The following is a 12,339-nucleotide window of genomic DNA, read 5'->3' on the forward strand; positions in this document are numbered from 1 at the left end:
GCGGTCTTGCGGGCGGCGGGCTTCCGCGTCGCGGCAGCGGTCGCGCGCTTCGGCGCGGCCTTCTTCGCTGCCGGCTTGCGCGCCGCCGGCTTCTTCGCGGCCACGGCCTTCTTCGGTGCGGCCTTGCGCGCGGCGGGCTTCTTCACCGCGGCGGCACGGCTGCGCGCGGTCGTCGGCTTCTTCGCGGTGCGGCGGCTGGTGGCGACGGCCATCGGCTGGGCGCGGCCGGCGGCGGGGGTCTCTGGGGTATCGGTCACGGTTGGCATCTCCTTGCGCATTCCGGTGTTGGTCGGGCGGCAGCGCGAGGGCGCGACGCCCGGGTGGCAGCAGGTCCGGCCGTGCGGGCGATGCGGCGCGTCGATCGCGGAATGCGCGGCGCCGCATGCAACGCTGTCCAGGCCTCGCGGGCAGCAAGCGGTGACGGGCGATCGGCGGCCATGTGCCGCATCGTGCTGCCGCCTACCGCATATCCGGCACCGGGCGTTAAGACTTCGCCCTGCTCCGGCCCGACGAGCGCGATGCGAGTGGCCGCGCCGTCATCCTGCCTGCGGTCCATGGACCGTCCTTCCCTGCTGCGGCACGCTGTCGCCGGATGGCTCCGCGACGTGCAGCGGTGCGGACACCGCCGAACGAATCGCTGCAACATCGTGCGCGCGAATCACGCTATCTGCACACGCAACCACCGTGTCAACAGAAACCGCAATTCGCGCGCTGCTTTTATGCGCGAGGCGCGCAAAGCAAACGGCCGCCGGATGACTCCGGCGGCCGCTCGTCAGCGCGGACGGGATGCGCGGGCGCTGGCGTTCAGCGCTGGTCCATCGGCGGTACCGGGCGCTGTTCCGGCCCGGTGTAGTGGGAGAGCGGGCGGATGAGTCGGTTGTCCGCCGCCTGCTCGATGACATGCGCGGCCCAGCCGGTGATGCGCGCGGCGACGAAGATCGGCGTGAAGAGCGGGATGTCGAAGCCCATCAGGTAGTAGGCAGGGCCGGCGGGGAAATCGAGGTTCGGGTGGATGTTCTTCTCCTTGAGCATCTTCGCCGCCAGCACGCGGGAGGTCTCCATCCAGCGCCGGTCGCCCACCACCTCGGCCATCTTCTCGGCGTACTTGGTCATCGTCGGCACGCGGCTGTCGCCCGACTTGTAGACCCGGTGGCCGAAGCCCATCACCAGCGCCTTGTGGTCGAAGCGGGTGGAGAGCCACTCCTCCGCCTGTTCCGGCCCGCCGATCTCCGTCAGCATGTGCATCACGGCCTCGTTGGCGCCGCCATGCAGCGGGCCCTTCAGCGCCGCGATGCCGGCGGTGATGGCGCCGTGGATGTCCGCCCCCGTCGAGGTCACCAGCCGCGCGGTGTAGGTCGAGGCGTTGAAGGTGTGCTCGGCATAGAGAATGAGGGAGACGTCAAAGGCCTTCAGCACCTCGGGCTGCGGTACCTTGCCGAAGACGAGGTTGAAGAAATTCTCGCCGAAGCTGTGGCTCGGGTCGGGCGCCACCGGCGGCAGGCCCTTCGCGGCGCGGTGCGCGGCGGCGATGGCGGTCGGGATCTTCGCCAGCAGGCGGATGGCCTTGCGGCGGGTGGCTGCCTCGCTGACATCGGCGCTCTCCGGGTCCTCCATCCCCATGAAGGAGACGGCGGTGCGGATGGCGTCCATCGGATGGGCGCTGGCGGGGAAGTCCTTGATGACGCGGTGCAGCGCCGGGCTGATCTCGCGCTCGGCCGCCTCGGCCGCCTTGAACTCGGCGAGCTGGCCGCGGTTCGGCAGCTCGCCGTTCCAGAGCAGGTAGGCGACCTCCTCGAAGCTGCAGTTCTCGCAGAGATCCTGCACCGCATAGCCGCGATAGGTGAGGCTGTTGGTCTCCGGCATCACCTTGGAGATGGTCGAGACATCGGCATAGACGCCGACGAGGCCCTTCTTGATCTCGGGAGTGGCTTCGCTCATGGGGTCTCTCCTTTGCGTGTGCCCGTTGGCACGTGTGAGGCTGGCGGCGGGGTCCAGGCGCGGGTCACGTCCGGCTCCCCTGCCGCATGGGCCGTGGCGTCGCGGCAGGCGATGGCCCGGTAGCCGCGCCGCCGATGGACGGCGAGCGTGGCCCGGTGCGCCGGAAGCAGGCGAGGCGAAGGCAACCCGGCGCGGCAGCCTTCGCCGTCTCGGTCGTCATGGCGCCGGTGCCCCTGCGGTGCAGGGTGGGCGTCACGATGAGGCCCGGCACCCTATCCCCCTCGAGGGTGAGGGTGCCGGGCAGCTCGCCGGCGAACCATGCGAGCGTCTTCGCCTCCGTCCAGGGCGAGGCCAGGCCGGGCCGCGCAGCATCGAGCCCGGCCCGGTGGATGGCCACCAGCGCCGGCGCATCGGCCGGGCTGGCGGGACGGAGGCCGATCATGGGCCTAGAAGATCCCGGGCTTGCCCTCGGCCAGCGCGCCGTTGGGCAGGGCGACGTTCAGCACATGCAGCTCGCCGGCCGGGATGCGGGCCAGGTCCTGCACATCGGCGAGGAAGCGGTTGCTCTCCCGCGCCGAGATGATGCCGTCGGTCAGGATCTGGAACTTGTTGATGTAGTCCTCCCGGCCGAAGGGCTTCGCCCCGAGCGGATGGGCATTGGCGACGGCCAGCTCGTCGCTCAGCACCGAGCCGTCCTTCATGGTGATCTCCACACGGCCGCCGAAGGAGAGCTCGTTCGGGTCCCGCGAGTGGTAGCGCCGGGTCCATTCGGCCTCCTCCCGGGTCTCGATCTTCTGCCAGAGGCGGACGGTGTCGGCCCGTGCGGCCCGCCGCGGGGCGTAGCTGTCGACATGGTGCCAGCGCCCGTCCTGCAGGGCGACGGCGAAGATGTACATGATGGAGTGGTCGAGGGTCTCCCGGCTCGCCTTGGGGTCCATCTTCTGCGGGTCGTTGGCGCCGGTGCCGATGACGTAGTGGGTGTGGTGGGAGGTGTGGATGACGATCTTCTCGATCTGCTCCATGTCCTCGATCCGGTCCCGCATGCGAAAGGCCAGGTCGATCAGCGCCTGGGACTGGTACTCGGCCGAATGCTCCTTGGTGTAGCTGTCGAGGATGGCGCGCTTGGCCTCGCCGGCGCCGGGCAGCGGCACCTCGTAATAGACCGGCTCATAGGCGGCGGCGCGGCCCTCCTTGTCGGCCACGGTGCGGCCGGAGAGGACCCAGCCGATGACGCTGTCCTCGCCTTCGTAGATCGGGCTCGGGGCGCCTTCGCCGCGCATGGCGCGGTCCACCGCCTCGACCGCCAGCTTGCCGGCATGGGCGGGAGCGAAGGCCTTCCAGCTGCTGATCTCGCCCTTGCGGCTCTGGCGGAAGGAGATGGAGACGTGCAGCGCCTGCTGCACCGCCTGGTAGATCGTCTCCTGCGGCAGCTTCAGCAGGGTGCCGATGCCGGCCGCCGCCGAGGGGCAGAGATGGGCGATGTGGTCCACCTTGTGCTCGTGCAGGCAGATGGCCTTCACCAGGTCGATCTGGATCTCGTAGCCGGTGGCGAGGCCGCGGATGAGGTCGCGGCCCGACTTCTCCATGGTCTGGGCGACCGCCAGGATCGGCGGGATGTTGTCGCCGGGGTGGGAGTAGTCGGCGGCGAGGAAGGTGTCGTGCATGTCGAGCTCGCGCACCGCGGTGCCGTTCGCCCAGGCCGCCCATTCCGGCGAGAAGCGCTTGTTCGCGCCGACGCCGAAGATGGTGGCGCCGCCCTTCCGCGGATGGCCGAGGGCCATGGTGCGGGCGGAGGTCACGGGGCGGCGGTTGATGGCGGCGATGGCGACGGAGGCGTTGTCGATGATCCGGTTGATGATCATCCCGGCCACGTCCTTCTCGACCGCGACCTTGTCGGCGGCGACGCCGGCGATCTTCCAGGCGAGCTGGTCTTCGCGCTTCAGCAGCGACTTGGACGGATAGAGCTTTACGGCATGCTTCTGCATCGGCGGTCTTCCCCGGCGGATTGGTGAGGATTGCTTTGTCCCCCCGCTGGGCATCTTCGTCCATTCCGATTGAGCGGCAAGCACGATAGGTTTTCCGTATCGAAGCGGGATTAGGTTCATGGATTTCCGTATCCTCCGCCGCATGGGGCACTTCCTGGCGGTCGCCGAGGAGGGGCATTTCGGCCGGGCGGCGGCGCGGCTCGGCGTCTCGCAGCCGCCGCTGACGGCGCAGATCCAGGCGCTGGAGGCGGAGCTCGGCGTGCGCCTGCTCGAGCGCACGCGGAAGGGCGCCCGGCCGACGCGGGAGGGCGAGGCGCTGCTGCCGATCCTCCGGCGCCTGGCCGAGGAGGCGAAGCAGGTAGAGAGCCTGGCGCGGGAGCTGCGCGCCGGCCGCCATGCGCCGATGGCCATGGCCTGCGTCACCTCCGCCCTCTTCGACTACCTGCCGCCGCTGGTGCGCGGGCTGCGCTCGGCGGCGCCCGACAGCGCGCTGGCGGTGCGGGAGATGGATACCGCCGATGCGGTGGAGGCGCTGCGGCGGGGCGAGGTGGATTTCGCCCTGGCGCGGCTCGACCGCGACCGGCCGCCGTTGCGGGTGCTGCCGCTCGGCGCCGATGCCCTGGTGGCAGCGCTGCCGGAGGGGCATGCGCTGCTGCGCGAGGGAGGCCCGCTGCCGCTCTCGGCGCTGGCCGGCGAGGCGCTGGTGCTGCTGCCGCGCTCGATCAGCCCGGCCTATTTCGACCGGCAGGTGACCGCCTGCCGCGAGGCGGGGTTCGAGCCGGTGGCGATGCGCGAGGTCGGCAGCGCGATGGCGCAGCTCGCCTTCGTCGCGGCGGGGCTGGGCGTGGCGCTGGTGAGTTCGGGGATGGCGGTGCTGCGGCCGCCGGGCGTTGCCTTCCGTGCCCTGGCAGGGCCGGTCGGCTCGGTCGGTGTGGCGCTGGTGTGGAATGGCGAGCGGGAGACGGAGGCGGCGCGGGCGGCGATCGCCGCGGCACGGCGGGCCTTTCCGGCGGCGGGGGATGGGGCCTAGCCTCGGCCCACAACGACTCCAGGGACGCCAGACCAGCATGGACCAGAGCCCCTTCGACCGGGTGATCCTCGGCGACATCGTGCTGCCCGAGGCGGTGCTGCCGCGCGGCTATGTCGCCATCCGCGGTGAGACCATCGCCGCCATCGGCCAGGGCGCGCCGCCGCCCGCCGCGGCCATCGCCGACTACAGCGGCAAGCTGGTCCTGCCCGGGCTGGTCGACGGCCACATGCACACCAGCAGCAGCACCGGCTGGCCCGGGATCGAGGGGGCCTCGATGTCGGCGGCGGCGGGTGGCGTCACCACCTGCGTCGACATGCCCTATGACGTGCCGCAGCCGGTGACGGATGCCGGCATCCTCCGCGCCAAGGTCGGGGTGGTGGAGGCGTCGAGCCATGTGGACATGGCGCTCTATGGCACCATCACCAAGACAGGGGGCGTCGCGGCCATCGCCGGGCTGGCGGAGGCGGGCGTCTGCTCCTTCAAACTGTCGACCTATGAGTATGACGCGGTGCGCTTCCCGCGCATCGACCACCCGACCATGCTGGCCGCCTTCCGCGAGATCGCGCGGACCGGCCTCATGTGCGCCATCCACAACGAGGACCAGGAGCTGGTCGAGCGGCTGACGGCGGAGGCGAAATCCGCCGGGCGCACCGACCCGATCATGCATGCCCGCACCCGGCCGCCGCTGGCCGAGAGCATGGCCGATCTCGAGATCTTCGAGATGGCGCTGGAGACGGGCTGCCATGTGCATATCGCCCATTCCTCCCTCGCCCGGGGCTTCGAGCTGGCGGAGCTGTTCCGCCGGCAGGGGGCGCGGACCAGCGGCGAGGCCTGCATCCAGTATCTCTGCATGACCGAGGAGGATCTCGTCCGCCTGGAAGGGTTCGGCAAGTGCAACCCGCCCTTCCGCACGGCCGAGGAGGTGGAGCGGGTGTGGGGCGCGCTCGCGGCCGGGCGCATCGCCTATGTCTCGACCGACCACGCGCCCTGGCCGCGCGAGCGGAAACTGTACCGGGGCGACATCTTCGCCCCCGGCGCGGGGCTGACGGGGCTGCAGAGCTTCGCGCCGCTGATGTTCAGCCTGCTGGAGGAGCGGGGGCTGCCGGTGACGCTGATGGCGAGCCTCTGCGCCGAGCGGCCGGCGCGCTTCCACGGGCTGGCGCCGAAGAAGGGCGCGATCCGCATCGGCGCCGATGCCGACCTCCTGGTGCTGGAGCGCGGCGACTTCACCTTCGACGAGGCGTCGATCCAGGACCGGCCGGATGCGCGCTGGTCGCCCTATCACGGACGGCGGATGCGGGGGCGGGTGGCGGCCACCTGGCTGCGCGGCAGCCTCATCTGGAACGGCGAGGAGGTGCTGGCGAGGCCGGGCCAGGGGCACTTCGTGCCGCGGCAGCACCGGGAGACCTATCTGGGCGAGGATTGAGGCGGGGCGGGCGCCGCCGTCTCGTCGAGGCGGCGCAGCGCGTCGGCCAGCACCGCGCGCGTCACCGGCAGGCCGAGCGCATCGGCCGCCAGGATCAGCAGGCCGAGCGCCTCGCCGGTTTCCTGGCCCGCTACCTTCCATGCCCTGCCGGGCCTTCGACCCTCCGGCATCATGTGTCCACTCCCCTGCCCTGCCGGCGCTACGCGCTGCCGGCCGGGACGGATGCGTGACGAGCGGTCATTCGACCCGGATATTGGCCTTCCGGATCACCGGCTCCCACCGCGCCCCATCCTCCTCGATGATGCGGGCGACGGTCGGCCCGTCCGCCCAGGCGGATTCGATGCCGCGGGCCGCCATGGCAGCCTTGCCCTCGGGCGTGTCGATGGCCATGCGGACAGCCTCCGCGATGCGGGCGAGGATGGCAGGCGGAACGCCGGCCGGGGCCAGCACCGCACCCCAATTGTCGACGGCATAGCCCGGCAGGTTGGCGGCCGCCGCGACCGTCGGCACGCCCGGCATCAGCGGGCTGTCCTGCGCCGCGAGGTTGCCCAGCGCCCGGAGCTGGCCGCCCTTCACCAGCGGCTCGACCGCCGACCACGGGGCGGAGACCAATTCCACCTCGCCGGCCACGCAGGCGGTCACGGCGGGGCCGGTGCCGCGATAATGCACATGGGTCAGCTTGCCGCCCGACATGCTGTCCATCAGCTCGGCCGAGACATGGGTGATGGTGCCGAGGCCGGGCGTGCCGTGGTTCAGCAGGCCGGGCTGGGCGCGGGTGATGGCGATGACCTCCGCCAGGTCCTTGGCCTTCAGCTTCGGCCCGCCGGCGATGACGGTGGGCGCCAGCGCGACGCGGGCGACGGGCGTCAGGTCCCGCTTCAGGTCGAAGGGCATCGAGCGGAAGATGAACTGGTTCACCACGATGGTGTTGAACACCGTCACCAGCGTGTAGCCGTCGGGCGGGGCCTTGGCGACGGCATCGGTGCCGATATTGCCGCCGGCGCCGGAGCGGTTCTCCGGCACCACCGGCTGGCCGATGACGTCGCCGATGCGCTGGGCCAGCAGCCGGCCGAGGATGTCGCTGCCGCCGCCTGGCGGGAAGGGGATCACCATCCGCAGCGGGCGGCTGGGGAAGTCGCCCGGCTGGGCCAGGGCGGGGGCGGCAAGCGGGGCGGCGGCGAGCGCAAGCGCGGCGCGGCGGCCATAGGCACGGGACATGGCGGTTCCTCCTCGGCCCGTTGACATGCCGCAAGCGGCGGCCTCTGTCATCGGGGCTTGTGGTCCTGGCATGCGGCGACCGAAACGGTGTAGCCTGCGGCGCAGGCGGCGGAACGTCGCCCGGGAGGACAACAATCATGACAATATCTCGGCGCGCCCTGCTGGGCGCGGGCGCCGCGCTATCCGGCGGCCTTCCTTGGCGCGGGGCCCGCGCGCAAGCGGCCAATACCATCCGCATCGCCCTGCTCTGCGACTTCTCCGGCACCTACCGCGACGTGACAGGCCCCACCGAGCTGGCCTGCATCCGCCAGGCAGCGGCGGAATTCGCCAACCGGGGCATCGCCATCGAGGTGCTCTACGCCGACAACCAGAACCGTGCCGATGTCGGGTCCAACGTCACCCGCCAGTGGCTCGACCGGGAGGGCGTCGATGTCGTGGTGGATGGCGGCGCCTCCTCGGTGGCGCTGGCCGTGAACGAGGTGGTGCGGGAGAAGAACAAGGTCTTCCTCAACACATCCTCCGCCACCTCGGACCTCACCGGGTCGAAATGCTCGCCGAACACGGTCCACTGGACCTACGACACGTGGATGCTGGCGAAATCGACGGGCGGCGCCACGGTGCGGGCGGGCGGCGACAGCTGGTACTTCATCACCGCCGACTACGCCTTCGGCCATGCGCTGGAGCGGGACACCGGCACCTTCGTCAAGGGCGCGGGCGGCAGCATCATCGGCTCCGTCCGTACCCCCTTCCCCGGCACCACCGATTTCAGCTCCTACCTGGTGCAGGCGATGGCGGCGAAGCCGAAGGTGATCGGCCTGGCCAATGCCGGCTCGGATACCGTCAACTGCATCAAGCAGGCGGCGGAGTTCGGCCTAGCGCGGCGCGGCATCAAGCTCGCCTCGCTGCTGATGTTCCTCCCCGATGTGCACGCGCTCGGCCTCGCCACCGCGCAGGGGCTGATCTGCACCGAGACCTTCTACTGGGACCTGAACGACCGGACCCGTGCCTTCTCCGCGCGAGTCCGGCCGAATATCGGCAACAACGCGCTCTGCATGAACCATGCGGGCGGCTATGCGGCCGTGCTGCATTACCTGAAGGCGGTGGCCGATATGGGCGTGCCGGCGGCGAAGGCGAATGGCGCCGAGACGGTGGCGCGGATGAAGGCCATGCCCTGCGACGACGACTGCTTCGGCCCCGGGACCATCCGTGCCGATGGCCGCAAGCTGCACCCGGCCTACCTCTTCGAGGTCAAGAAGCCGGAGGAGAGCCGCGGGCCCTTCGACTACTACAAGCTGCTGCAGACGACGGCGGGCGACGAGGCATTCAGGCCGCTCGGCGAGGGTGGCTGCGCCTTCGTCAGGGCCTGACCATGGCTTGAAAACCGGGGCGGCGGGTGCGACCACTGCCGGCGCCACCCGCCGGAGCCCTGCCATGTCCCGCCGCCTTGTCCTCGCCGCCGCCCAGATGGGCCCCATCCAGAAGGCCGAGGGGCGCGATGTCGCGGTTGGGCGCATGGTGCGGCTGATGGAGACGGCGCACCGGCGCGGGGCGGAGGTGGTGGTCTTTCCGGAGCTCGCGCTGACCACCTTTTTCCCGCGCTGGTACCACGAGGACCTGGCGGAGGCGGACCACTGGTACGAGACCGCCCTGCCCTCCAATGCCACGGCGCCGCTCTTCGAGGCGGCCCGCAAATTCAACATCGGTTTCCATCTCGGCTATGCCGAGCGGACGCCGGACGGGCATCGCTTCAACACCGCCGTGTACGTGCATCCCTCGGGCGAGGTGGTGCTGAAGTACCGGAAGGTGCATCTGCCCGGACATGCGGAGCATGACCCGACCCGCCGCGTGCAGCACCTGGAGAAGCGCTATTTCGAGGTGGGCGATCTCGGCTTCCCCGTGATCCGCGCGCCCATCGGCGAGACCTCGGTCAATATCGGGATGATGATCTGCAACGACCGGCGTTGGCCGGAGGCCTGGCGGGTGCTCGGGTTGCAGCAGGTGGAGCTCGTCATGCTCGGCTACAACACGCCGAGCCTCAACATGGAGAACCGCGGCTTCGAGGCGCATCACCTGCGGGTCTTCCACAGTCACCTCTCGATCCAGGCGGGCTGCTACCAGAATGCCTGCTTCGCCGCCGGCGTCGCCAAGGCGGGCGACGAGGACGGGCATGAGCTGTTCGGCCATTCCATCATCGTCAACCCGCAGGGCGAGATCATGGCCCAGGCGACGAGCTGGGGAGATGAGCTGATCGTCGCCGATTGCGATCTCGGCATGTGCGAGTTGGGGCGGCGCACGATCTTCAACTTCGCTGCCCACCGGCGGGTCGAGGCCTATGGGCGGATCACCGAACAGACCGGCAGCGTGGCGCCGGCGGAGTGGGCGCCGGCCCGGCGTTAGCCACGGAACCGAACCGAAGGCCGGGCGCTCTGTCCATCATGCGCTATCATACCCCGACCCGGCTCCTCGTCCTCGCCTCCCTGCTGGTCGCCACGCCCGTGCTGGCGCAGACGCCAGCGGAACGGGCCTCGCGGGAGTTCAACCGCGAGGAGCGGCAGGATCGCGCGGTGGATGCGGCTGAGGCCGCGCGCAGCGGCTTGCCAGCCATGCCGCCCCCCCAGGTCCTGCCGCTGGAGACGGACCGGCGCTCGCTGCAGCCTGGTGTGGGGCGGCCCGAGGAGCGTGGGGCGCTCGGCACCGGGGGCGCCGCGGCACCGCCCAGCCTCGAGCAGAATATCCAGCGCTGAGCCTCGCCGGCCACCTCGGCGTGGCGGAGAGGCCTAGTGGGCCGGGTCCAGGAAGGGGGTTCCCGGATCGGCCACATAGACGATCAGCACGCGCGTCGGCGTGACGGTGCTGCGGTTGTAGCCGGTCATGCGGACATGGGGTGGCTCGACCATGGCGCCGCCCGCCGGGATGGTGACGGCCTCGCGCCCCTCCATCTCGAGCGTGAAGGCACCCTCCAGCACATAGACGGTCACCGGGAAGCGATGCGTGTGGAAGGCCGTGGCCTGGCCGGGGGCGATGGTCGCGGTGAGGACCTGCACCTCCTGCCGCTCGCCCCGCGGCATGCCTTGCACCACCTCACGAAGGACGAAGTGGGGCCGCGCCTGCTCCTGCGCCGCAGCGCCGGAGATGCTTATCGCCAACACCGCGAGCGCAGCGCCCAAACCTGCCATCCAGCGCATCGAGTGGTTCCCTCCTGGTTTCGATGCGAGGCAGTAAGCACGCAACCGCCGGGCTTGGGATAGGGGGTTCGGCTAGCCCTCGACCTCGACGAGGGCTTCGAGCCCGAGCACGGCGCCAAGCTGCTCCACGCGGCGCAGCACGCTCTCCCCGGCGAAGACGCCGGTGCCTTCGGCGAGGCGCAGCACCAGCCTGCCACTCGTCCGTTCCAGCCTCGTGCCGGCGAGAAGATCGGGCGTGCCGCCGCACAGCGTATAGGCAAGGCGAAGCGCAGCGCCGAGCGCCTCCGCCCGGCGGATGGTCTGCAGGTCGAGCAGCACACGGGTCGGGCCGAGGAAGGGCGCGCTCGGCTCGGCCTCGTAGCGCAGCGCGGCGCAGAGGCCGAGGAAGGCGCGGGCATGGTGGTCGAGCCCCGCGCCATGTTGGCGCAGCACGCGAAGGAAGGCCTGCTCGGCGCGGTATTCAGGATGGTCGTGGCTGCCGATATCGGAGATCCAGCAGGCCGCCTCACGCAGGGCGCGTATGCCGGCATCCTGCTCGGGGAAGACCGGGTCGGTCCAGGCGATCAGCGCCGGCGGCAGGCCGGGGTCGCGGCCCCAGGCGGCGGCGAGCTCGCGGGCCGCGGCCAGCATCGGGTCATCCTGCCGCACCGATTCGGCCAGCAGGCGGGCATACCAGCCCTCGCGCAGCCCATTGGCCGAGAAGACGACGCGGGAGGCCCCGGTGGCCCGCAGCAGGCGGCGCATGGTCACCGCGGCGAAAGGCATGTCGGCCAGGCGCTTCTGCGGCGCGCCCGCCATGCGCTCCAGCACCCGGCGAGAGGCGGCCATGACGACGCCCGCGAGGTCACGCGCCTCCTCCCGGCGGAGGACATAGTGATGGACGATCGCCAGCGGGTAGCCGGTCTGGGCGATATGCATCCGCGCCAGGGCCCGCCAGGCGCCGCCGACCAGATAGAGGTCACGCCCGCCACCCTCGGCAAGCCAGGGCTGCTTGGCCAATTCCTCCTCGGTGATGGCGCGGGCGCGGGCGACCTCTCCGCCGGCGCGCTCGGCGAGGCGGATGGCCCCGATGGGCAGCGAGGCGGCGCGGGCAACCCGGCCTTCCGTCAGCCGCACCACCTCAAGGCTGCCGCCGCCGAGGTCGCCCAGCACGCCATCGGCGCCGGGAAACCCAAGCAGCACGCCATCGGCTGAGAGCCGGCCCTCCTCCTCCCCGGTCAGGATGCGGATGCGCAGCCCCGGCATCCGCTCCTGCATGGCGGCCACGAAGGCGGGACCGTTCTCCGCGTCGCGCACGGCGGCCGTCGCCACCACCTCCAGCGGGTCGGCGTGCATCGCGCGCGCCACGGCGTGGTAGCGGGCGAGGACGGTGAGCGCGGGGCCGATTGCGTCCTCGTTCAGCCGTCCTGTCGTCTGCAGTCCGCGGCCAAGGCCGAGCACGGCCTTCTCGTTGAAGATCGCCTGCGGGTTCCGTCCGCGTCCCTCGAAGACGACGAGTCGCACGGAGTTGGAGCCGAGATCGACGACGCCACAGCGCTGGCTTTCGGGCGTGGGCAT

The 12,339-nt window shown here is 71.1% G+C and carries 13 protein-coding genes; 5 read left to right on the forward strand and 8 right to left on the reverse strand.

Annotation, left to right across the window (positions count from 1 at the left end; translation table 11 throughout):
- From BLR02_RS19005 to BLR02_RS19020, 4 genes are all read right to left on the reverse strand, one after another.
- On the reverse strand, window positions 1-257 hold a 257-nt coding region (locus BLR02_RS19005), incomplete at its 3' end, for a hypothetical protein (protein WP_218127543.1).
- Window positions 258-804: 547 nt separating this feature from the next.
- Window positions 805-1,938 carry a bifunctional 2-methylcitrate synthase/citrate synthase gene (locus BLR02_RS19010; protein ID WP_090568925.1) on the reverse strand — a complete coding sequence of 378 codons (1,134 nt, stop codon included), beginning with the start codon at window positions 1,936-1,938 and terminating at the stop codon, window positions 805-807.
- A gap of 64 nt (window positions 1,939-2,002) precedes the next feature.
- On the reverse strand, window positions 2,003-2,380 hold the full coding sequence (locus BLR02_RS19015) for a GNAT family N-acetyltransferase (RefSeq protein ID WP_090664270.1): 378 nt from the start codon (window positions 2,378-2,380) through the stop codon (window positions 2,003-2,005).
- Between the two features lie 4 nt (window positions 2,381-2,384).
- A complete protein-coding gene (locus BLR02_RS19020; RefSeq protein WP_090568919.1) occupies window positions 2,385-3,923 on the reverse strand; it encodes an MmgE/PrpD family protein in 1,539 nt (512 codons plus the stop codon).
- A 118-nt stretch (window positions 3,924-4,041) separates the two neighbouring features.
- Between BLR02_RS19020 and BLR02_RS19025 the strand changes: the two genes are divergently transcribed.
- Window positions 4,042-4,953: a LysR substrate-binding domain-containing protein gene (locus BLR02_RS19025; protein ID WP_090568916.1), complete on the forward strand. Its 912-nt coding sequence runs from the start codon at window positions 4,042-4,044 to the stop codon at window positions 4,951-4,953.
- A 37-nt stretch (window positions 4,954-4,990) separates the two neighbouring features.
- On the forward strand, window positions 4,991-6,379 hold the full coding sequence (locus tag BLR02_RS19030; RefSeq protein WP_090568912.1) for a dihydroorotase: 1,389 nt from the start codon (window positions 4,991-4,993) through the stop codon (window positions 6,377-6,379).
- Here the strand turns inward: BLR02_RS19030 and BLR02_RS19035 are convergent.
- Together BLR02_RS19035 and BLR02_RS19040 are read right to left on the reverse strand one after the other, a co-directional pair.
- The gene (locus BLR02_RS19035) at window positions 6,361-6,552 is read right to left on the reverse strand and encodes a hypothetical protein (RefSeq protein ID WP_090568908.1); all 192 of its coding nucleotides are present in this window, start codon (window positions 6,550-6,552) and stop codon (window positions 6,361-6,363) included. The two genes, BLR02_RS19030 and BLR02_RS19035, sit on opposite strands and share 19 nt — an antisense overlap.
- A 64-nt stretch (window positions 6,553-6,616) precedes the next feature.
- Window positions 6,617-7,597 carry a Bug family tripartite tricarboxylate transporter substrate binding protein gene (locus tag BLR02_RS19040; RefSeq protein WP_176849677.1) on the reverse strand — a complete coding sequence of 327 codons (981 nt, stop codon included), beginning with the start codon at window positions 7,595-7,597 and terminating at the stop codon, window positions 6,617-6,619.
- 137 nt (window positions 7,598-7,734) lie between these two features.
- Here BLR02_RS19040 and BLR02_RS19045 point away from each other — a divergent pair, with 137 nt between their 5' ends.
- The 3 genes from BLR02_RS19045 (at window position 7,735) to BLR02_RS19055 (ending at window position 10,341) form a co-directional block, all read left to right on the forward strand.
- Complete coding sequence (locus BLR02_RS19045; protein ID WP_090568902.1) at window positions 7,735-8,964, forward strand: ABC transporter substrate-binding protein; 1,230 nt, start codon at window positions 7,735-7,737, stop codon at window positions 8,962-8,964.
- Window positions 8,965-9,028: 64 nt separating this feature from the next.
- On the forward strand, window positions 9,029-9,994 hold the full coding sequence (locus BLR02_RS19050; RefSeq protein ID WP_090568899.1) for an N-carbamoyl-D-amino-acid hydrolase: 966 nt from the start codon (window positions 9,029-9,031) through the stop codon (window positions 9,992-9,994).
- Between the two features lie 38 nt (window positions 9,995-10,032).
- Window positions 10,033-10,341, forward strand: a complete 309-nt coding sequence (locus BLR02_RS19055) for a hypothetical protein (protein WP_090568895.1) — start codon at window positions 10,033-10,035, stop codon at window positions 10,339-10,341.
- Between the two features lie 33 nt (window positions 10,342-10,374).
- Here the strand turns inward: BLR02_RS19055 and BLR02_RS19060 are convergent, their stop codons facing one another.
- Complete coding sequence (locus BLR02_RS19060; protein WP_090664271.1) at window positions 10,375-10,782, reverse strand: cupin domain-containing protein; 408 nt, start codon at window positions 10,780-10,782, stop codon at window positions 10,375-10,377.
- Window positions 10,783-10,854: 72 nt separating this feature from the next.
- Window positions 10,855-12,339, reverse strand: coding sequence for a Ppx/GppA family phosphatase (locus BLR02_RS19065; RefSeq protein WP_090568889.1), 1,485 nt, complete (start codon window positions 12,337-12,339; stop codon window positions 10,855-10,857).

Origin of the sequence: Belnapia rosea (assembly GCF_900101615.1) — a bacterium.
GTDB classification, from domain to species: Bacteria; Pseudomonadota; Alphaproteobacteria; order Acetobacterales; family Acetobacteraceae; genus Belnapia; species Belnapia rosea.